Source organism: Streptomyces sp. NPDC058664, assembly GCF_042716635.1.
Taxonomy (GTDB): Bacteria; Actinomycetota; Actinomycetes; order Streptomycetales; family Streptomycetaceae; genus Streptomyces.
Window position 1 is genome coordinate 106,708 of record NZ_JBHXRW010000023.1, and the last position, 21,066, is coordinate 127,773.

General features: G+C 72.0%; 19 protein-coding genes. 15 read left to right on the forward strand and 4 right to left on the reverse strand.

Features of this window, described 5'->3' with window-relative positions; genetic code table 11:
• Positions 1-94: 94 nt before the first annotated feature.
• The 8 genes from ACFWUY_RS20345 to ACFWUY_RS20380 all read left to right on the forward strand — a co-directional run bounded on the left by ACFWUY_RS20345 (position 95) and on the right by ACFWUY_RS20380 (position 10,569).
• Complete coding sequence (locus ACFWUY_RS20345) at positions 95-2,017, forward strand: acyl-CoA dehydrogenase family protein (protein WP_384110094.1); 1,923 nt, start codon at positions 95-97, stop codon at positions 2,015-2,017.
• Between the two features lie 104 nt (positions 2,018-2,121).
• Entirely contained in the window at positions 2,122-3,360 is a 1,239-nt protein-coding gene (gene aroA / locus ACFWUY_RS20350; RefSeq protein WP_384110098.1) for a 3-phosphoshikimate 1-carboxyvinyltransferase, read from the forward strand.
• Positions 3,361-3,394: 34 nt separating this feature from the next.
• Positions 3,395-4,645 carry a 1-deoxy-D-xylulose-5-phosphate reductoisomerase gene (gene dxr, locus ACFWUY_RS20355; RefSeq protein ID WP_384110105.1) on the forward strand — a complete coding sequence of 417 codons (1,251 nt, stop codon included), beginning with the start codon at positions 3,395-3,397 and terminating at the stop codon, positions 4,643-4,645.
• The gene (locus ACFWUY_RS20360) at positions 4,642-5,949 is read left to right on the forward strand and encodes a M50 family metallopeptidase (protein WP_384110108.1); all 1,308 of its coding nucleotides are present in this window, start codon (positions 4,642-4,644) and stop codon (positions 5,947-5,949) included. The genes dxr and ACFWUY_RS20360 overlap by 4 nt, the downstream gene beginning before the upstream one ends.
• A gap of 103 nt (positions 5,950-6,052) precedes the next feature.
• Complete coding sequence (ispG, locus tag ACFWUY_RS20365; RefSeq protein ID WP_384110110.1) at positions 6,053-7,210, forward strand: flavodoxin-dependent (E)-4-hydroxy-3-methylbut-2-enyl-diphosphate synthase; 1,158 nt, start codon at positions 6,053-6,055, stop codon at positions 7,208-7,210.
• Positions 7,211-7,339: 129 nt separating this feature from the next.
• Positions 7,340-8,185: a GNAT family N-acetyltransferase gene (locus ACFWUY_RS20370; protein ID WP_384110115.1), complete on the forward strand. Its 846-nt coding sequence runs from the start codon at positions 7,340-7,342 to the stop codon at positions 8,183-8,185.
• A 28-nt stretch (positions 8,186-8,213) separates the two neighbouring features.
• Positions 8,214-8,759, forward strand: a complete 546-nt coding sequence (locus ACFWUY_RS20375; RefSeq protein ID WP_384110122.1) for a GNAT family N-acetyltransferase — start codon at positions 8,214-8,216, stop codon at positions 8,757-8,759.
• Between the two features lie 109 nt (positions 8,760-8,868).
• Complete coding sequence (locus tag ACFWUY_RS20380) at positions 8,869-10,569, forward strand: proline--tRNA ligase (protein WP_384110128.1); 1,701 nt, start codon at positions 8,869-8,871, stop codon at positions 10,567-10,569.
• Between the two features lie 366 nt (positions 10,570-10,935).
• Here the strand turns inward: ACFWUY_RS20380 and ACFWUY_RS20385 are convergent, their stop codons facing one another.
• The 4 genes from ACFWUY_RS20385 to ACFWUY_RS20400 all read right to left on the reverse strand — a co-directional run bounded on the left by ACFWUY_RS20385 (position 10,936) and on the right by ACFWUY_RS20400 (position 13,824).
• Complete coding sequence (locus ACFWUY_RS20385) at positions 10,936-11,862, reverse strand: slipin family protein (protein ID WP_384110135.1); 927 nt, start codon at positions 11,860-11,862, stop codon at positions 10,936-10,938.
• A gap of 66 nt (positions 11,863-11,928) precedes the next feature.
• Positions 11,929-12,828 carry an aminoglycoside phosphotransferase family protein gene (locus tag ACFWUY_RS20390; RefSeq protein WP_384110142.1) on the reverse strand — a complete coding sequence of 300 codons (900 nt, stop codon included), beginning with the start codon at positions 12,826-12,828 and terminating at the stop codon, positions 11,929-11,931.
• Between the two features lie 31 nt (positions 12,829-12,859).
• Positions 12,860-13,276 carry a ferritin-like domain-containing protein gene (locus tag ACFWUY_RS20395; RefSeq protein ID WP_384110148.1) on the reverse strand — a complete coding sequence of 139 codons (417 nt, stop codon included), beginning with the start codon at positions 13,274-13,276 and terminating at the stop codon, positions 12,860-12,862.
• Entirely contained in the window at positions 13,273-13,824 is a 552-nt protein-coding gene (locus ACFWUY_RS20400; RefSeq protein WP_384110157.1) for a hypothetical protein, read from the reverse strand. Before ACFWUY_RS20400 ends, ACFWUY_RS20395 begins: the two co-directional genes overlap by 4 nt.
• A gap of 168 nt (positions 13,825-13,992) precedes the next feature.
• Between ACFWUY_RS20400 and rimP the strand changes: the two genes are divergently transcribed.
• From rimP to truB, 7 genes are all read left to right on the forward strand, one after another.
• Complete coding sequence (gene rimP / locus ACFWUY_RS20405; protein WP_384110164.1) at positions 13,993-14,499, forward strand: ribosome maturation factor RimP; 507 nt, start codon at positions 13,993-13,995, stop codon at positions 14,497-14,499.
• Positions 14,500-14,501: 2 nt separating this feature from the next.
• Entirely contained in the window at positions 14,502-15,497 is a 996-nt protein-coding gene (nusA, locus tag ACFWUY_RS20410; protein ID WP_384110169.1) for a transcription termination factor NusA, read from the forward strand.
• A 74-nt stretch (positions 15,498-15,571) separates the two neighbouring features.
• Positions 15,572-15,853: a YlxR family protein gene (locus tag ACFWUY_RS20415; protein ID WP_384110177.1), complete on the forward strand. Its 282-nt coding sequence runs from the start codon at positions 15,572-15,574 to the stop codon at positions 15,851-15,853.
• A 147-nt stretch (positions 15,854-16,000) separates the two neighbouring features.
• Positions 16,001-19,105, forward strand: a complete 3,105-nt coding sequence (gene infB / locus ACFWUY_RS20420) for a translation initiation factor IF-2 (RefSeq protein ID WP_384110181.1) — start codon at positions 16,001-16,003, stop codon at positions 19,103-19,105.
• Between the two features lie 148 nt (positions 19,106-19,253).
• Positions 19,254-19,547 (forward strand): DUF503 domain-containing protein, encoded by a 294-nt coding sequence (locus ACFWUY_RS20425; RefSeq protein ID WP_384110189.1) that lies wholly within the window; start codon positions 19,254-19,256, stop codon positions 19,545-19,547.
• Between the two features lie 30 nt (positions 19,548-19,577).
• A complete protein-coding gene (rbfA, locus tag ACFWUY_RS20430; protein ID WP_384110194.1) occupies positions 19,578-20,018 on the forward strand; it encodes a 30S ribosome-binding factor RbfA in 441 nt (146 codons plus the stop codon).
• Positions 20,015-20,941, forward strand: coding sequence for a tRNA pseudouridine(55) synthase TruB (truB, locus tag ACFWUY_RS20435; RefSeq protein ID WP_384110200.1), 927 nt, complete (start codon positions 20,015-20,017; stop codon positions 20,939-20,941). Before rbfA ends, truB begins: the two co-directional genes overlap by 4 nt.
• Positions 20,942-21,066: the final 125 nt, after the last annotated feature.

A 21,066-nucleotide genomic window follows, 5' to 3' on the forward strand; every position in this document is an offset into this window, starting at 1 on the left:
GCCTGAGCCCACTGTGCGGGGGCTCAGGCCGTCTTCTCGTCTTTCCGGACCGCCGGAAATCGGGTACGACGGACAAAGACCCCAGGAGGTGTCCATGTCCGCGCCCACCCAGCGGCCCAAGGTCACCGCACACGAGGCCCGGCAGACCGCCGAGGCCGCACGTGAGCGGGACTGGCACAAGCCGAGCTTCGCCAAGGAACTCTTCCTCGGCAGGTTCCGCCTGGACCTCGTCCATCCCCATCCGCTCCCCGCGGAGGAGGACGCCCGGCGCGGCGAGGCCTTCCTCGCGGCGCTGCGCACGTTCTGCGAGACCCGGATCGACGGCGCCCGCATCGAACGCGAGGCCCGCATCCCCGACGAGACGATCACCGGGCTCAAGGAGCTCGGCGCGCTCGGGATGAAGATCGACCGGAAGTACGGCGGCCTCGGCCTCACCCAGCTGTACTACAACCGGGCCCTCGCCCTCGTCGGCTCCGCCAGCCCCGCCGTCGGCGCCCTGCTCTCCGCGCATCAGTCGATCGGCGTACCGCAGCCGCTGAAACTCTTCGGCACCCAGGAGCAGAAGGACGCCTTCCTGCCCCGGCTCGCCAGGACCGACCTCTCCGCCTTCCTGCTCACCGAGCCCGACGTCGGCTCCGACCCGGCGCGCCTCGCCACCACGGCCGTGCCGGACGGGGACGCGTACGTCCTCGACGGGGTCAAGCTCTGGACCACCAACGGGGTCGTCGCCGACCTGCTCGTCGTCATGGCCCGCGTACCCGCCTCCGAGGGTCATCACGGCGGCATCACCGCCTTCGTCGTCGAGGCCGACTCGCCCGGCATCACCGTCGAGCACCGCAACGCCTTCATGGGCCTGCGCGGCCTGGAGAACGGCGTCACCCGCTTCCACCGCGTGCGCGTGCCCGCCGCGAACCGCGTCGGCCCCGAGGGCGCCGGCCTCAAGATCGCCCTCACCACCCTCAACACCGGCCGTCTCTCGCTCCCCGCGGCCTGCGCGGGCGCCGGGAAGTGGTGCCTGAGGATCGCCCGCGAATGGGCGGGCGTCCGCGAGCAGTGGGGCGGACCGGTGGGCCGCCACGAGGCCGTCGGCACCAAGATCTCCTTCATCGCGGCCACCACCTTCGCCCTGGAGGCCGTCGTCGACCTCGCCTCCCAGATGGCCGACGAGGACCGCAACGACATCCGCATCGAGGCCGCCCTCGCCAAGCTGTACGGCTCCGAGATGGCCTGGCTGATCGCCGACGAGCTGGTCCAGATCCGGGGCGGCCGCGGTTACGAGACCGCCGACTCGCTGGCCGCCCGCGGCGAACGCGCGGTCCCCGCCGAGCAGCTCCTGCGCGACCTGCGGATCAACCGGATCTTCGAGGGCTCGACCGAGATCATGCACCTGCTGATCGCCCGCGAGGCCGTCGACGCCCACCTCTCCGTCGCCGGCGACCTCATCGACCCCGGGAAGTCACTCGCCGACAAGGCGAAGGCCGGTGCGCGGGCCGGCGGCTTCTACGCCCGCTGGCTGCCCGGCCTCGTCATGGGACCGGGACAGCGGCCGGGGGCGTACGCGGAGTTCGGCGAGCTCGCGGCCCACCTCCGGTACGTGGAGAGGGCCTCCCGCAAACTCGCCCGCTCCACCTTCTACGCGATGTCCCGCTGGCAGGGCCGGATGGAGCTCAAGCAGGCCTTCCTCGGCCGGATCGTCGACATCGGCGCCGAACTGTTCGCGATGAGCGCCGCCTGCGTACGGGCCGAACTCCTCCGCACCACCGGTGACCACGGCCGCGAGGCCCACCAGCTCGCGGACGCCTTCTGCCACCAGGCCCGGCTGCGGATCGAGGAGCTGTTCGGGCGCCTCTGGTCCAACACCGACGACCTCGACCGGCGGGTCGTCGACGGGGTCCTCGCCGGGCGGTACACCTGGCTGGAGGCCGGAATCGTCGACCCGAGCGACGACGGCCCCTGGATCGCGGACGCGAGCCCCGGCCCGTCCACGGAGCAGGACGTCCACCGCCGGATCCGGTAGACGCGCCGCGGGCGTACGCCCCGCCCCTCACCCCCGTGTGCTCACCCGTCCCGCCCTGCGGGACGGGTGAGCACACGGGCACGGGCCACGGCAGGATGACGCCCGTGACCGTCATCCACATCCCCGGTTCCAAGTCCGTGACCGCCCGCGCGCTCTTCCTCGCGGCCGCCGCCGAGGGCACCACCACCCTCCTCAGGCCCCTCGCCTCCGACGACACCGAGGGCTTCGCCGAGGGCCTCACCGCCCTCGGCTACGCCGTCCGCCGCGAGAGCGACGCCTGGCACGTCGAGGGCCGCCCCACCGGTCCGGGCGCCACCGACGCCGACGTGTACTGCCGTGACGGCGCCACCACCGCCCGCTTCCTGCCCACCCTCGTCGCCGCCGCCGGCCACGGCACGTACCGCTTCGACGCCTCTGCCCAGATGCGGCGACGGCCCCTCGGCCCGCTCACCACCGCCCTGCGCAGCCTCGGCGTCGACCTGCGCCACGGCGAGAAGGAGGGGCACCACCCGCTCGCCGTCCACGCCCACGGCGTGAAGGGCGGCGCGCTCACCCTGGACGCCGGGCAGTCCTCCCAGTACCTGACGGCCCTTCTCCTGCTGGGCCCGCTCACCGCCGAGGGCCTCGACATCACGGTCACGGACCTGGTCTCGGAGCCGTACGTGGAGATCACCCTCGCGATGATGCGGAGCTTCGGCGCCGAGATCCGCCAGGACGGCCGCACGTACCGGGTCGCTCCCACCGGCTACCGGGCGCGTACGTACGACATCGAGCCCGACGCCTCCACGGCCAGCTACTTCTTCGCCGCGGCCGCCCTCGAACCGGGCCGTTCCGTCACCGTCCCGGGCCTCGGCACCGGCGCCCTCCAGGGCGACCTCGGCTTCGTCGACGTCCTGCGCCGCATGGGCGCCGACGTACGGATCGAGGCGGACCGCACCACCGTCCGCTCCACCGGCACCCTGCGCGGCCTCACGGTGAACATGCGGGACATCTCCGACACCATGCCGACCCTCGCCGCCATCGCGCCCTTCGCCGACGGCCCCGTACGCATCGAGGACGTCGCCAACACCCGGGTCAAGGAGTGCGACCGCCTCGACGCCTGCGCCGAGAACCTGCGCCGCCTCGGCGTCACCGTCCGCACAGGCCCCGACTGGATCGAGATCCACCCCGGCACGCCCACCGGTCCGGCCGAGATCGCCACCCACGGCGACCACCGGATCGTCATGTCCTTCGCGGTCACCGCCCTGCGCACCCCCGGCATCACCTTCGACGACCCGGGCTGCGTGCGGAAGACGTTCCCCGACTTCCACCAGGTCTTCGACAGGTACGTCCACACCGCGTGAAGACCCCACAGCGTTTGCGGCAAGAATGGGGGGCATGAGCGACCGCCCCTCTCCTCTCGCCGATCCCCATATCGCCTTCGACGTGTCCGAAGGACGCCGGGACATCGTCGTCCTCGGCTCGACCGGGTCCATCGGCACCCAGGCCATCGACCTGGTGCTGCGCAATCCCGACCGCTTCCGGGTCACCGCCCTGGCCGCCTCGGGCGGCCGGGTCGCGCTGCTCGCCGAGCAGGCGCACCGGCTGAAGGTCGCCGCGGTCGCCGTGGCCCGCGAGGAGGTGCTGCCGGAGCTGCGTGACGCCCTGAAGGCGCTGTACGGCTCCGAGCCGCTGCCCGAGCTCCTGGCGGGCCCCGACGCGGCCACCCGGCTTGCCGCGTCCCCGTGCCACACCGTCCTCAACGGCATCACCGGCTCCATCGGCCTCGCGCCGACCCTGGCCGCCCTCGAAGCCGGCCGCACCCTCGCCCTCGCCAACAAGGAGTCGCTGATCGTCGGCGGCCCGCTGGTGAAGGCGCTCGCCAAGCCGGGGCAGATCATCCCGGTGGACTCCGAGCACGCGGCCCTCTTCCAGGCGCTCGCCGCCGGGACCCGCGCCGACGTCCGCAAGCTGGTCGTCACCGCCTCCGGCGGCCCCTTCCGCGGCCGTACGCGGAAGCAGCTGGCCGACGTCACCCGCGAGGACGCGCTCGCCCACCCCACCTGGGCCATGGGCCCGGTGATCACGGTGAACAGCGCCACCCTGGTGAACAAGGGCCTGGAGGTCATCGAGGCCCACCTGCTCTACGACATCCCCTTCGACCGCATCGAGGTCGTCGTCCACCCCCAGTCGTACGTCCACTCGATGGTCGAGTTCACGGACGGCTCCACGCTCGCCCAGGCCACCCCGCCGGACATGGGCGGCCCGATCGCCATCGGCATCGGCTGGCCCGAGCGGGTTCCCGACGCGGCCCCCGCCTTCGACTGGACCAAGGCCTCCACCTGGGAGTTCTTCCCGCTCGACACCGAGGCCTTCCCGTCCGTCGGCCTCGCCCGGCACGTCGGCGAACTCGGCGGCACAGCGCCCGCCGTCTTCAACGCGGCGAACGAGGAGTGCGTCGAGGCGTTTCTCGCCGGACGGCTGCCGTTCAACGGAATCATGGATACGGTCACAGCGGTCGTCGCGGAACACGGCGTTCCCGTCACGGGAACCTCTCTCACCGTCCCGGACGTCCTCGAAGCGGAGACCTGGGCGCGCGCCCGGGCCCGAGAGCTCGCAGCGAAGGCAACAGCGGAGGCCCGCGCATGACCGAAATGCTCCTGTACGCCCTGGGCATCGTGCTGTTCGCGCTCGGGCTGCTGGTCTCCATCGCCTGGCACGAGCTCGGCCACCTCTCCACGGCCAAGCTCTTCGGCATCCGCGTGCCGCAGTACATGGTCGGCTTCGGCCCCACGATCTGGTCGAAGAAGCGCGGCGAGACCGAGTACGGCATCAAGGCCATCCCGGCCGGCGGCTACATCCGCATGATCGGCATGTTCCCGCCCGGCGAGGACGGCAAGATCGAGGCCCGCTCCACCTCGCCCTGGCGCTCGATGATCGAGGACGCCCGGGAGGCCTCGTACGAGGAGCTGAAGCCCGGCGACGAGACCCGGCTCTTCTACACGCGCAAGCCGTGGAAGCGCGTGATCGTGATGTTCGCGGGACCGTTCATGAACCTGGTCCTGGCGGTGGCGCTGTTCTTCGGCTCGATGATGACGCTGGGCATCGCGGGCCAGACGACCGAGGTCGCCGGCGTCCAGAAGTGCGTCATCAAGCAGAGCGAGAAGCGCGAGAAGTGCGCGCCGGGCGACCCCGTCTCCCCGGCGTTCAAGGCCGGGCTGAAGGACGGCGACAAGATCGTCGCCTTCAACGGCACGCCGGTCGGCGACTGGGACACCCTCTCCGACCGCATCCGGGACACCATCGGCCCCGCGACGATCACCGTCGAGCGGGCCGGGCAGCGCGTCGACCTGCACCCCACCCTCGTCTCCAACAAGGTCCCGAAGAAGGACGAGGACGGCAAGGTCGTCCAGCCGGTGACCTACATCGACGCCGGCTACCTCGGCTTCGCCTCCAAGTCCGAGGTCGCGCCCCTCACCTTCGTCGAGACCACCAACCGGATGTCCGACCTCCTGGAGAACGGCGTCCACTCGGTCATCGCCCTCCCGGGCAAGATCCCCGGCCTCTGGGACGCCACCTTCGGGGACGGCGAGCGCGCCGACGACTCCCCGGTCGGCGTCGTCGGCGCCGCCCGCATCACCGGTGAACTGATGAACGTCGAGGCCCCGCCGACGACGATCCTCGTGATGTTCATGAACCTGCTGGTCATGTTCAACGTCTCGCTGTTCCTGTTCAACATGCTCCCGCTGCTGCCGCTCGACGGCGGCCACATCGCGGGCGCCCTGTGGGAGTCCGTGCGCCGCCACACGGCCCGGATCTTCAGGCGCCCCGACCCCGGCCCGTTCGACGTGGCCAAGCTGATGCCCGCCGCCTACGTGGTGGCCGGTGTCTTCGTCTGCTTCACCCTGCTCGTCCTCGCCGCCGACATCGTCAACCCGGTGAAACTGACGTAGCTCCCAGGGGGGCCGCACCCGGTGGTGTCCGGCCCCCCGCCCCCGGGGCGGTAACCTCGGAGACCTGAGCCCGCCGACGCACAACCTTGAGGTTGCACAGAAGATGACCGCGATTGCTCTCGGTATCCCGACCGTTCCGACCCGGCTCGCCGAGCGGCGCAAGAGCCGCCAGATCCAGGTCGGCAGCGTGGCCGTCGGCGGTGACGCACCCGTCTCCGTGCAGTCGATGACCACGACCCGCACCTCCGACATCGGCGCGACGCTCCAGCAGATCGCCGAGCTGACCGCCTCCGGCTGCCAGATCGTGCGCGTGGCGTGCCCCACCCAGGACGACGCCGACGCCCTCGCGACGATCGCCCGGAAGTCGCAGATCCCGGTGATCGCCGACATCCACTTCCAGCCGAAGTACGTCTTCGCCGCGATCGACGCCGGCTGCGCCGCCGTCCGCGTCAACCCCGGCAACATCAAGCAGTTCGACGACAAGGTCAAGGAGATCGCCAAGGCGGCCTCCGACGCCCGGACGCCGATCCGGATCGGCGTCAACGCCGGCTCGCTCGACGCGCGGCTCCTGAAGAAGTACGGCAGGGCCACCCCCGAGGCGCTCGTCGAGTCCGCCCTCTGGGAGGCCTCCCTCTTCGAGGAGCACGGCTTCCGCGACATCAAGATCTCGGTCAAGCACAACGACCCGGTCATCATGGTCGAGGCCTACCGCCAGCTCGCCGCCCAGTGCGACTACCCGCTGCACCTGGGCGTCACCGAGGCGGGCCCCGCCTTCCAGGGCACCATCAAGTCGGCCGTCGCCTTCGGCGCGCTGCTCTCCCAGGGCATCGGCGACACCATCCGCGTCTCGCTCTCCGCGCCGCCGGCCGAGGAGATCAAGGTCGGCATGCAGATCCTGGAGTCGCTGAACCTGCGCCAGCGGCGCCTGGAGATCGTCTCCTGCCCGTCCTGCGGCCGGGCCCAGGTCGACGTCTACAAGCTCGCGGAGGAGGTCACCGCCGGCCTCGACGGCATGACCGTCCCGCTGCGCGTGGCCGTCATGGGCTGCGTCGTCAACGGCCCCGGCGAGGCCCGCGAGGCCGACCTCGGCGTCGCCTCCGGCAACGGCAAGGGCCAGATCTTCGTGAAGGGCGAGGTCATCAAGACCGTCCCCGAGTCGAAGATCGTCGAGACCCTCATCGAAGAGGCGCTGAAGATCGCCGAGCAGATGGAGAAGGACGGGGTCGCCAGTGGCGAGCCGACCGTCGCCATCGCGGGCTGAGCACGCGGATCGTCCGCGAGTCCCCTCCGCCCCACCGGGCGGAGGGGTTTCGCGTCCTCTGACGGGCCCTCCCCCGGGGCGCGGGGGTAAAGTGCCTGGACCAGCAGAACGTACGGTGAGGCCCCCCTCGTGTTGACACACCCCACCACCCGGGTCCTCGAACCCGCCGACCTCGGCGCCGCGCTCGCCGTCCTGGAGAGCGCCCCCGTCGAGAACGCCTTCGTGGCGGCCCGCGTCCAGGTCGCCGGGCTCGACCCCTGGCGTCTCGGCGGCGAGATGTGGGGCTGGTACAGCGAGGGCCGACTGCGTTCCCTCTGCTACTCCGGCGCCAACCTGGTGCCCCTGTGCGCCACCCCCGAGGCCGTCCGCGCCTTCGCCGACCGGGCCCGCAGGACCGGCCGCCGCTGCTCCTCGATCGTCGGCCCCGCCGGGCCCACCACCGAGCTGTGGCGGCTCCTGGAGCCCAGCTGGGGCCCCGCCAGGGACGTCCGCGCCCACCAGCCGCTGATGGTCGCCGAGGAACCCTCCGCCACCGTCGCGCCCGACCCGCTGGTCCGCCGCGTCCGCAAGGACGAGATGGACGTGATCATGCCCGCCTGCGTGGCCATGTTCACCGAGGAGGTCGGCGTCTCCCCGCTCGCCAACGACGGCGGCCTCCTCTACCAGGCCCGGGTCGCCGAACTCGTCGGCGCCGGCCGCTCCTTCGCCCGCATCGAGGACGGCAAGGTCGTCTTCAAGGCCGAGATCGGCGCCGCCACCCGCCAGGCCTGCCAGGTCCAGGGCGTCTGGGTCGCCCCCGAGCACCGCGGCAAGGGCCTCTCCGAGACGGGCATGGCCGCCGTCCTCCAGTACGCCCTGGCCGATGTCGCCCCCGTCGTGAGCCTGTACGTGAACGACTACAACACCCCCGCGAGGGCCGCGTACCGCCGTGTCGGCTTCCAGGAGACCGGCGCCTTCATGAGCGTGCTGTTCTGACGTCCCGGCCGCTTGTAGGGTGCGCCGCATGGACGACGCGGAAGTCATGATCGGACCGGTCAATCTCGCCGCCCGGGTGGACGAGGCCCTCGCCGTGCAGGCGCTCGCCTTCGGCCTGGACGAGGGCGAGATCGCCGTACGCCGCCACATCGTGCTGCGCCACCTGCTCAACCCCGGCGCCCGCGCCTACGGGGCCACCACCGCCGACGGGGCGCTCGTCGGATTCGTGTACGGGATGCCCAACGACCGCACCCACTGGTGGTCCACCGTCGTCGAGACGTACCTGCGCGCCACCGGCACCGCCGACTGGCTCGACGACTCCTTCGTCATCACCGAACTGCACGTCCACCCGGCTCACCAGGGGCGTGGCATCGGCCGCGCGCTGATCACCACCATCACCGACACGGCCGCAGAGCCCCGCTCGATCCTCTCCGCGATCGACACGGAGAGCCCGGCCCGCGGCCTCTACCGCTCCCTCGGCTACACCGACCTCGCCCGCCAGGTCCACTTCCCGAGCGCCGCCCGCCCGTACGCCGTGATGGGCGCGCCCCTGCCGCTCAGGCGCAGGAACTGATTTCACCTGCCAGGGGCCACCCGGCTAACCTCGGGGCCATCACCCTCCCCCGAGCTCTCGGCTTCGCTCGAGCAGGGGGGACCCCCAGCCCTGCAGGAGTACGAGAACCATGGCCAACGCACCGGTCCAGCGCATGTCCCAGTTGATGGCGAAGACGCTGCGCGACGACCCGGCCGACGCCGAGGTCCTCAGCCACAAGCTCCTCGTCCGCGCCGGTTACGTCCGCCGCACCGCCGCCGGCATCTGGAGCTGGCTGCCCCTCGGCAAGAAGGTCCTCTCCAACATCGAGCGCATCGTCCGCGAGGAGATGGACGCGATCGGCGCGCAGGAGGTCACCCTCCCCGCGCTGCTGCCCCGCGAGCCGTACGAGGCGACCGGCCGCTGGAACGAGTACGGTGCCGAGCTCTTCCGCCTCCAGGACCGCAAGGGCGGCGACTATCTCCTCGGCCCGACGCACGAGGAGATCTTCACCCTCCTGGTCAAGGACCAGTGCTCGTCCTACAAGGACCTGCCGGTCATCCTGTACCAGATCCAGAACAAGTTCCGTGACGAGGCCCGTCCCCGCGCCGGCATCCTGCGCGGCCGCGAGTTCCTGATGAAGGACTCGTACTCCTTCGACACGGAGGACGAGGGCCTCGCCCGGTCCTACGCCCTGCACCGCGAGGCCTACCAGCGGATCTTCGAGCGCCTCGGCCTCGACTACCGCATCGTCGCCGCCACCGCCGGCGCCATGGGCGGCTCGAAGTCCGAGGAGTTCCTGGCCCCGGCCGAGGCCGGCGAGGACACCTTCGCCGACTGCCCGAACTGCGACTTCGCGGCCAACACCGAGGCGATCTCCTACGAGCTGCAGCCGGTCGACGGCTCCGCCGTCCCGGCCGCCGAGGACATCCCGACCCCCGACACCCCGACGATCGAGACCCTCGCCGCCTCGCTCGGCGTGCCGGCCTCCGCGACGCTCAAGAACCTCCTCGTGAAGGTCGACGGCGAGATCGTCGCCGTGGGCGTGCCCGGCGACCGCGAGGTCGACCTGGGCAAGGTCGAGGAGCACTTCGCGCCGGCGACCGTCGAGATGGTCACCGAGACGGACTTCGCCGAGCGGGCGGACCTCGTACGGGGCTACGTCGGCCCGCAGGGCCTGGAGAAGGTCACGTACATCGCCGACCCCCGGGTGGCCCCGGGCACGGCGTGGATCACGGGTGCCAACAAGGACGGGATGCACGCGAAGAACGTCGTCGCGGGCCGTGACTTCGAGGTCGAGGAGTACGTCGACGTCGTCGTCGTCCAGGAGGGCGACCCGTGCCCCAAGTGCGGCACCGGCCTCAAGCTGGACCGCGCCATCGAGATCGGCCACATCTTCCAGCTGGGCCGCAAGTACGCCGACGCCCTCAAGCTCGACGTCCTCGGCCAGAACGGCAAGCCGGTCCGCGTGACCATGGGCTCGTACGGCATCGGCGTCTCGCGCGCGGTGGCGGCGCTCGCCGAGCAGACCGCCGACGAGAAGGGCCTGTGCTGGCCGGCCGAGGTCGCCCCGGCCGACGTCCACGTCGTCGCCGCCGGCAAGGCGCTCCAGACCGAGCTGGCGCTCGATGTCTCCGACAAGCTGGCCGCGGCCGGTCTCCGGGTCCTGGTCGACGACCGCGCGGGCGTCTCGCCGGGCGTCAAGTTCACCGACTCGGAGCTCATGGGCGTGCCGAAGATCCTGGTGGCGGGCCGCCGTGCGGCGGAGGGCGTCCTGGAGCTGAAGGACCGCCGGACGGGTGAGCGCGAGGAACTGACGATCGCCGAGGCGATCACCCGCCTGACGGCCTAACCCCCACGGGGGCCCCTCGGGCCCCCGTCACGCCCACCCGGTGCGGACCCGCGCCCCGGCCCGGGCCGCGCCCGCCCCGGCTCCGGCGCGCTCCGGGCCGACCCCGCCCCGGGCCGCGCCCGCGCTGCCCGGACCGTTGTGGGCATCTGTTCCGCAAGGGCGATGGGGTCCCCCTGCTCGAGCGAAGCCGAGAGCTTGGGGGAGGGTGGGCACGACCCAACGACGGCGCCGCACCCGTGGTGCACGTTCAGGCCCGGAAGCCTGGGCACGGCGGGGGCGAGGGGCCCACAACGGTAGGGCGGGGCACGGTCGGCCCCTTGCGGAGCGACGCCCACAACGGTGGGGCGGGGCGCGTGGCGCCCGGGGTCAGGAACCGTCCTCGCGAGGGGACGGTTCCACCGACGTGCCCGTCAGGTCCTCGATCGCGTCCGCCGCGTCCGCCCGCCCCGCCAGATACGCCTCCGTCCGCGGCGGCACCGGCGGCGGCATCCCGTGCAGGTGCGTCATCGTCTCCGCGTGCCCCGCACCGGAGCCCGGTGTCGCCCGCTCCAGGAACCGGAGCAGTTCGACCGGGATCGGCAGGACGAGCGTCGAGTTCTTCTCGGCCGACACCGCCATCACCGTCTGCAGCAGCCGCAGCTGGAGCGCCGCGGGCTGCGCGGACATGACCTGCGCCGCCTCCGCCAGCTTCTTCGATGCCTGGAGCTCCGCGTCCGCGTTGATCACCCGCGCCCGCCGTTCCCGGTCCGCCTCCGCCTGTCGGGCCATGGAGCGCTTCATGGTCTCCGGCAGGGACACGTCCTTGATCTCGACCCGGTCGATCTGCACGCCCCAGCCGATCGCGGGGGAGTCCAGCATCAGTTCGAGCCCCTGGTTGAGCTTCTCCCGGTTCGACAGCAGGTCGTCGAGGTCGCTCTTGCCGATGATCGACCGCAGCGAGGTCTGCGCCATCTGCGAGACCGCGAACTTGTAGTCCTCGACCCGGACGAGCGCCTCGGCCGCGTCGACGACCTTGAAGTAGACGACCGCGTCGACCCGGACGGTCACGTTGTCCCGGGTGATGCCCTCCTGCGCGGGCACGGGCATCGTCACGATCTGCATGTTCACCTTGTGCAGCCGGTCCACGGCCGGAACGATCATCGTGAGGCCGGGCGCGCGCACGTCGTCCCGCAGCCGGCCGAAGCGGAAGACCACTCCGCGCTCGTACTGCTTCACCACGCGCACCGCCGTGCCCACGTAGACCGCGGTCGCCGCGGCCGCGCCGGCCACCGCCATGAGCAGCTCTTCGATCATCACGGCCCCCTGGGATCGAGCCGCCGCACGCCGAAAACCGGCGAACGGTACAAAAAGGGTATTCCCTTACAGCCAGCCCGCGAACTCCAGGAGCAGCTCGGCATCCTGCCGCCGGCCCGCCGTCAGCGCCCGCGTGCCCGACTCGACCGCGCGGAACAGGGTCCAGCCGCGCAGCCGCTCCCGGTCCAGGTCCAGGGAGTCGGCCAGTTTGTTGACCCGCCGACGGGCCGACGAGGCGCCCGAGGCCGCGGCCACCAGGTCCTCGACCCGGTCCCGTACGAGCCGGGCCAGGTCGTACGCCCGCTCGCCGACCAGCGGCTCGGGGCCGACGGCGAGCCAGGGCGCCCGGTCGCCGGCCAGGACCTTGCCCTGCCGGAAGTTCCCGTGCAGCAGCACCGTCTCGGCGGCGCCGGCCACCAGCTCCTCGCGCGCCGCGAGCGCCGCGGCCGTCAGCCCGCCGGTCGCCGCGTCGGCCAGGTGGCGGTCCATGGCAGAGGCCTGCCGGGCCGTCCGCTCCGCCACCGTCTCGAAGCCGTGCTCCGCCGGGGGCTCCACCCACAGCTTCCGTACGGTCCCGGCCGCCTCCAGGAGCGCCTTGGCCTCCGGCAGGGAGCGCAGCGAGACCTCGGGGTGCAGCCGTTCGAGGACGAGGGAGCCGTCCTCCGCCTCGTCGAGGAGCTGGACCGTGCCCCAGCCGTTCCAGTGCGCGAGGGCCTCCCGCTCCCGGTCCGGCCGGGCGAACGGGGGCGCGATCTTGAGCGCGGCGGGGGAGCCGTCGGACCGCCGGACGAGGACGACGAGGCTGCTCCGGCCGCCGGGTGCCACCACCCGTTCGACGTCCAGGGAGGCGCGGTCGAGCACGGAAGCGGCGAGGACGGGCAGCGTCCCGAGCCACTCGGTCGCGGCGGCGTCCCCGTACGTCTCACCGAGCGCCTTCACCAGTCGCTGCGGCGGTTCGAAACCCATACGTGCGTTGTTCCTTCGGTCGGGGCGGGGCTCAGACCCGCTCGGCGAGCCCAGGAAAGGTTACGTCGCTGCCGCGCCAGCGGACGGCCCGTACCGCCGCCTCCCTCAGCGCGGCGGCGGCCTCGCGCCGCCGTGGGCCCTCGGTGGCGCGGACCAGGTCGGAGTACACCCCGGCCACCCGGTCCTCCAGGACGGCCGCCAGACGCACGGCGCCGGCCGGGTCCGCGACCAGGAACGGCAGCTCGTACGCGGCCTCCGCCGCCACCGGCGTGCCGCCGAGGTCGCGCACGGCCCGGCGCAGCGCGTCCCGGCGCGCCCGGTGGGCCTCGTACGCGGCCGTGGCCTCGGTCCGCCGCTCGGTGCCGATCCGGCCGCCGACGACCCCGTACCCGTACACCGCCGCGTGCTCGGCGGCCAGCGCCGCCTGGGTGGCGTCGAGGGCGCTCATGCCCGTGCTCCTTCGGTCAGCAGATAGGCGTGCGCGGCGCCGGCGGCGGCCACCGAGGCGAGCAGCCGGGCGTACTCGGGCGGGGCGGTGAGCAGGGCGGCGGCGTGCGCGTCGGAGGCCGTGCGCTCGGCCGCCGCGAGTTCCTCGAGCACGGCCCGGGGATCGGCCGTGACGGGTACGGGCGCGGGGGAGGCGGTCTTCGTCGGGGTCGGGACGGGGGTCGGGGCGGCCGTCGCGGGCCGCACCGCCGTACCGCCCTCGCCGAGGGCCTTCGCGTGCGCCGCCACCGAACGCCGCAGCGGGGTCAGCCGGGGCGCCAGGGCCGGGTGGGCGGCGAGCACCGCGTCGTAACGGTCGAGCAGGGTCCGGGAGGCGGTCACCGAGCGGAGCCGCAGCGCCGCCTCGGCCCGCGCCACGCGTGCGGCCTCTCGCTCAGCGGCGCTCGGCTTCCGGGGACCCGGATCCTCGGAGGTGCAGCCCGCCAGGGCCGCCGCGGCGGCGGCCGAGACCCCCGCCGTCAGGAGTGCGCGCCTGCCCGTCGTCGTCACGCTCTCTCCCTCGGCCGTGGTACGTCGTCGAAGATCGTCCGGATCACCGCAGGCGAGCGTACCCGCGGGCCCCGGAGCGGTGGACGGCAACACCCTCCGGGACCGGATACCCTTTGGTCTGACACGCGACGAACACACAACAGCACACGCGGCCGAGGAGTCACCCGGATGAGCACCACCCAGAGCGACAGGCTGCGCGGACTCGTGGAGCCGCTGGTCCACGCGAAGGGCCTGGATCTGGAAGAGATCGAGGTCTCCCGGGCCGGCCGCCGCGGACTGCTGCGGATCGTCGTGGACTCGGACGAGGGCGTGGAGCTGGACGCCTGTGCCGAGCTGAGCCGCGCGATCTCCGAGAAGCTCGACGAGACCGACGCGATGGGCGAGGGCGAGTACGTCCTCGAAGTCAGCTCCCCCGGCGCCGACCGCCCCCTGACGCAAGCCCGCCACTACGAGCGCGCCACCGGCCGGCTGGTCAAGCTCCAGCTCACCACCGACGGCGCCGCCGAGGAACTGGTCGCGCGCATCCTCGCCGTGGACGAGAACGGCCTCGACCTCGAGGTGCCGGGCGTGAAGGGGCGCAAGCCCACCGCCCGCCGGGTCGAGTTCGCCGACATCGTCAAGGCGCGTGTCGAGATCGAGTTCAACCGCAAGGACAAGAAGGAAGAGGAGGCGTAGCCGTGGACATCGACGTGAAGCTGCTCAAGGGCTTGGCGCATGAGAAGGAGATCTCCTTCGACCTGCTGGTCGAGGCGATCGAGTCGGCCCTCCTCATCGCCTACCACCGCACCCCCGACGCCCGCCGCCACGCGCGCGTGGAGCTGGACCGGGCCACCGGGCACGTGACGGTGTGGGCGAAGGAAGACCCCTCCGACCTGGAGGAGGGCCAGGAGCCCAAGGACTTCGACGACACCCCGTCCGACTTCGGCCGGATCGCGGCGAGCACCGCCCGCCAGGTGATCCAGCAGCGGCTGCGCGACGCCGAGAACGACGTGACGTTCGGTGAGTACGCGCGCCGCGAGGGCGATGTCGTCGCCGGTGTGGTGCAGCAGGGCAAGGACCCGAAGAACGTCCTGGTCCGTCTGGACGACAAGCTGGAAGCCATCCTTCCGGTGCAGGAGCAGGTGCCGGGCGAGGAGTACACCCACGGTCTGCGGCTGCGGACGTACGTCGTCCGGGTGGCGAAGGGCGTCCGCGGTCCGTCCGTCACCCTTTCGCGTACCCACCCCAACCTGGTGAAGAAGCTCTTCGCCCTCGAGGTGCCGGAGATCGCCGACGGCTCGGTCGAGATCTCGGCCATCGCCCGTGAGGCCGGTCACCGCACCAAGATCGCCGTCCGCTCCACCCGTTCGGGCCTGAACCCCAAGGGTGCCTGCATCGGCCCGATGGGCAGCCGCGTCCGCAACGTGATGGCGGAGCTGCTCGGCGAGAAGATCGACATCGTCGACTGGTCGGACGACCCGGCCGAGATGGTGGCGAACGCGCTCTCCCCGGCCCGGGTCTCCAGGGTCGAGATCGTCGACATGGCCGCCCGCTCCGCGCGGGTGACGGTGCCGGACTACCAGCTGTCGCTCGCGATCGGCAAGGAGGGCCAGAACGCCCGCCTCGCCGCGCGACTGACCGGCTGGCGGATCGACATCCGGCCGGACACGGAGCCGAGCGGTCCGCAGGACTGAGACCGTTTTTGGCCAACAACTGTTCGATTCTTGCCCCGAACAGGTGAGGTCGGTACGGGGAGGTAGACTTAATAGTGTCTGGCCGGACGCATGCCCGCGCGTGCCCTGAGCGAACCTGTGTGGGATGCCGGGAGCGAGCGGCCAAAAGCGATCTGCTGCGGATCGTGATGAGCAAGGACGAGTGCGTTCCTGATCATCGCGGTACGCTGCCCGGCCGGGGTGCGTACCTGCACCCCGCCGTGGTCTGTCTCGACCTGGCGGTCCGCCGCCGAGCGTTGCCGAGGGCCTTCAGGGTCCAGGGCCCGCTCGACACCGCGGAACTCCGTCACCACGTCGAGCGGTCGGCACAGCAGTGAAGAAGTACGGCACGGAACACCGTGCGGTCAGGTACCTCGCGAGTTGGAAGTAGGTCGAGATTGCGATGAGCACTCGATGAGTACGCGATGAGTACGCCCATGAAGTAGCGACGGTCCGGCGGTAACCGGACCTCACAAAGGAGCAAAGTGGCTAAGGTCCGGGTATACGAACTCGCCAAGGAGTTCGGTGTGGAGAGCAAGGTCGTCATGGCCAAGCTCCAAGAACTCGGTGAATTCGTCCGTTCGGCGTCCTCGACGATCGAGGCGCCGGTCGTGCGCAAGTTGACTGACGCTTTGCAGGGTCCCGGCGGCAACGCCGGCAAGACCGCTGCCAAGCCCGGCGCGCCCCGCAAGGCAGCGCCTTCCCCCGCCGCGCCGAAGCCGGCGCAGGCATCCCCCGCGCCGTCCCCGGCGCAGGCAGTACGTCCCGCCGCCCCGAAGCCCGGAGCGCCCGCCCCGGCGGCGCCCAAGCCCGCGGCAGCGGAGAAGCCCGCGACGCCGGCCCCCGCCGGTTCGTCGCGTCCCACCCCGGGTCCGAAGCCCCCGGCCGCGCCGAAGCCGGCGCCGGCCTCCCCGGCTCCGACGACCCCGGAGTTCACCGCGCCTCCGTCGGCCCCGGCCGCCGGTCAGCAGCGTTCCGAGCGTCCCGCCGGCGCGACCCCGGGCCCCCGCCCGGCCGCCCGTCCGGGCCAGCAGGCCCCCCGTCCGCAGGGCCAGGGCGCCCCGCGTCCGCAGGGTCAGGGTGCTCCCCGTCCGGGCGGTTCCCGTCCGGCCGGTCCGCGTCCCGGCAACAACCCGTTCACCTCGGGTGGCTCTACCGGCATGGCGCGACCGCAGTCGCCCCGTCCCGGTGGCGGCGCCCCGCGTCCGCAGGGCGGCCCCGGCGCCGTTCCGGGCGCTCCGCGTCCGCAGGGCGGCCCCGGCGGCGCCCCGCGTCCCCAGGGTCAGGGCGGCACTCGCCCCACCCCCGGTGGCATGCCTCGTCCGCAGGCTCCTCGTCCGGGCGGCGCGCCCGGCGGTAACCGTCCGAACCCGGGCATGATGCCGCAGCGTCCCGCTGCCGGCCCGCGCCCCGGTCCTGGCGGCCGTGGTCCCGGTGGCCCCGGTGGCCGTCCGGCAGGTCCCGGCGGTGGCGGCGGCGGTCGTCCCGGCTTCACCGGTCGTCCGGCCGGTCCCGGCGGTGGCGGCGGCGGCTTCGCCGGCCGTCCCGGTGGTCCCGGTGGCGGCGGCGGTCGTCCGGGTGGTCCCGGCGGCGGTGGCGGCGGCTTCGGCGGTCGTCCCGGTGGCTTCGGTGGCCGTCCCGGCGGTCCGGGTGGACGTGGTGGCACGCAGGGTGCCTTCGGTCGCCCCGGCGGTCCCGCGCGTCGTGGTCGCAAGTCGAAGCGTCAGAGGCGCCAGGAGTACGAGGCCATGCAGGCCCCGTCCGTGGGCGGCGTGATGCTTCCCCGCGGTGGCGGCGAGGTCATTCGCCTGTCGCGCGGTGCGTCCCTCACCGACTTCGCCGAGAAGATCGGCGCCAACCCGGCGTCGCTCGTCGCGGTGATGATGAACCTCGGTGAGATGGTCACGGCCACGCAGTCCGTCTCCGACGACACGCTGACGATGCTCGGCGAGGAGATGAACTACACCGTTCAGATCGTCTCGCCGGAGGAAGAGGACCGCGAGCTCCTCGAGTCCTTCGACATCGAGTTCGGCGAGGACGAGGGCGGCGAAGAGGCTCTGGTCTCCCGTCCGCCGGTCGTCACCGTCATGGGTCACGTCGACCACGGTAAGACCCGACTGCTCGACGCGATCCGCAAGACGAACGTCGTCGCGGGCGAGGCCGGTGGCATCACCCAGCACATCGGTGCCTACCAGGTCGGTACCGAGGTCAACGGCGAAGAGCGTCGCATCACCTTCATCGACACCCCGGGTCACGAGGCGTTCACCGCCATGCGTGCCCGTGGTGCGAAGTCGACCGACATCGCGATCCTCGTGGTCGCGGCCAACGACGGCGTCATGCCGCAGACGATCGAGGCGCTCAACCACGCCAAGGCCGCCGGCGTCCCGATCGTCGTCGCGGTCAACAAGATCGACGTCGAGGGTGCGGACCCGACCAAGGTCCGCGGTCAGCTGACCGAGTTCGGTCTGGTGGCCGAGGAGTACGGCGGCGACACGATGTTCGTCGACATCTCCGCCAAGCAGGGTCTGCACATCGACTCCCTGCTCGAGGCCGTCGTCCTCACCGCCGACGCCTCGCTCGACCTGCGGGCCAACCCGAACCAGGACGCGCAGGGTATTGCGATCGAGTCCCACCTCGACCGCGGTCGCGGTGCCGTCTCGACCGTCCTGGTCCAGCGCGGAACGCTGCGCATCGGCGACACCGTGGTGGTCGGCGACGCGTACGGCCGCGTCCGGGCGATGCTCGACGACAAGGGCAACAACGTCGAGGAGGCGACCCCGTCGACTCCCGTCCTGGTGCTCGGTCTCACCAACGTGCCGGGTGCCGGCGACAACCTCCTGGTGGTCGACGAGGACCGTACGGCGCGTCAGATCGCCGAGAAGCGCGCTGCGCGTGAGCGCAACGCCGCCTTCGCCAAGCGCGTCCGCCGGGTGTCCCTCGAGGACCTCGACAAGGTGCTCAAGGCCGGTCTGGTCCAGGAACTCAACCTCATCATCAAGGGCGACGCGTCCGGTGCGGTCGAGGCCCTCGAAGCCTCGCTGCTCCAGCTCGACGTCGGTGAAGAGGTCGACATCCGGGTCCTGCACCGCGGTGTGGGTGCGGTCACCGAGTCCGACATCGACCTGGCGATGGGCTCCGACGCCATCGTCATCGGCTACAACGTCCGTGCGGCCGGCCGTGCCGCGCAGATGGCGGAGCGCGAGGGCGTCGACGTCCGGTACTACTCGGTGATCTACCAGGCCATCGAGGAGATCGAGGCGGCCCTGAAGGGTCTCCTCAAGCCGGAGTACGAAGAGGTCGAGCTCGGTACGGCGGAGATCCGCGAGGTCTTCCGCTCGTCCAAGCTGGGCAACATCGCCGGTGTCCTCATCCGCTCCGGCGAGGTCAAGCGCAACACCAAGGCGCGCCTCGTCCGCGACGGCAAGGTCATCGCCGAGGACCTCACGATCCACGGTCTGCGCCGCTTCAAGGACGACGTCACCGAGATCCGCGAAGGCTTCGAGGGCGGTATCAACCTCGGAAACTTCAACGACATCAAGATCGACGACGTCATCGCGACGTACGAGATGCGCGAGAAGCCGCGCGCCTGATCGCGTCCGATCGCAGCAGTGAGCCGGGGCCGGTCGGCGGAAAGTATTCCGTCGATCGGCCCCGGCCGTTGCGTGTACGGTTTCCGGTGTCCCCGCCGAGTGGTCGGCGGGAACACCGAACCCGAACCGGCGGGACATCCGGACACACATGTATGTGGGGACACTGTCCTTCGATCTGCTCCTCGGCGACGTACGTTCGTTGAAGGAGAAACGCTCCGTCGTCAAGCCGATCGTCGCCGAGCTCCAGCGGAAGTTCGCGGTGAGCGTGGCGGAGGTCAGCGGCCAGAACCTCCATCGGCGGGTCGAGATCGGCGTCGCGATGGTGTCGGGGGACACGGCACATCTCAGCGACGTACTGGACCGGTGCGAGCGGCTCGTGGCCGCCCGCCCCGAGGTGGAGCTGCTGTCGGTGCGCCGCAGGCTCCACACTGATGAAGACTGATTTGAGCAAGGCGAAGAAGGAGAAGGACCAGTGGCCGACAACGCGCGGGCGAAGAAGCTGGCAGACCTCATCCGGGAGGTGGTCGCCGAGAAGCTGCAGCGCGGCATCAAGGACCCCCGCCTGGGTACGCACGTGACCATCACGGACACCCGCGTCACCGGCGACCTGCGGGAGGCCACGGTCTTCTACACGGTCTACGGCGACGACGAGGAGCGGGCGAGCGCCGCCGCCGGCCTGGAGAGCGCCAAGGGCATCCTCCGTTCGGCCGTGGGCCGCGCGGCCGGCACCAAGTTCACCCCGACGCTGACCTTCGTGGCCGACGCCCTCCCGGAGAACGCCAAGACGATCGAGAACCTCCTCGACAAGGCGCGGGCCATCGACGCCCAGGTGCGGGAGGCGTCCTCGGGCGCCACCTTCGCGGGCGAGGCCGACCCCTACAAGAAGCCGGGCGAGGACGAAGCCGCCGAATGAGCAACGCAGCAACCACCCCTCCGGCCGCGGCCAGGAGGGGCCCCCAGGACGGCCTCGTCATCGTCGACAAGCCGTCGGGCTTCACCTCGCACGACGTCGTGGCCAAGATGCGCGGGATCGCGAAGACCCGCCGCGTCGGCCACGCCGGCACGCTCGACCCCATGGCCACCGGCGTCCTCGTCCTCGGCGTGGAGCGGGCGACCAAGCTGCTCGGACACCTCGCGCTGACCGAGAAGGAGTACCTGGGCACCATCCGGCTGGGCCAGACGACGATCACCGACGACGCCGAGGGCGAGATCACGGCGTCGGTCGACGCTTCGAAGGTCACCCGAGAAGGCATCGACGCGGGCGTCGCCGAACTGACCGGCGCCATCATGCAGGTGCCGTCGAAGGTCTCCGCGATCAAGATCGACGGCAAGCGGTCGTACGCGCGCGTGCGCGGCGGCGAGGAGTTCGAGATCCCGGCCCGCCCGGTCACCGTCTCCTCCTTCCGGGTGTACGACGTCCGTGAGGCGACGGCCGAGGACGGCACCCCCGTCGTCGACCTGGTCGTCTCCGTCGTCTGCTCCTCCGGTACGTACATCCGGGCGCTCGCCCGGGACCTCGGCGCGGGCCTCGGCGTGGGCGGTCACCTGACCGCGCTGCGCCGCACCCGGGTCGGCCCGTACAAGCTGGACTCGGCGAAGACGCTCGACCAGCTCCAGGAGGAGCTCACGGTCATGCCGGTCGCCGACGCGGCCACGGCGGCGTTCCCCCGGTGGGACGTCGACGAGAAGCGGGCCAAGCTGCTGCTCAACGGCGTCCGCCTGGAGATGCCGGAGTACCCGGCGGGTCCGGTCGCGGTCTTCGGTCCTGAAGGGAAGCTGCTCGCGCTCGTCGAGGACCAGCGGGGCAAGGCCAAGAGCCTCGCCGTCTTCGGCTGACCGACGGGCTTCTCCGACGCTCCGGTGGGGGGGGGGGGGGCGGCCGGCGCGCCCCCCCCCCGACCCCCCCGGCGCCGGGAGCCCGGGCCGGGCCGCGAAAAACCCCAACCGGGGGGGGGGCCGGG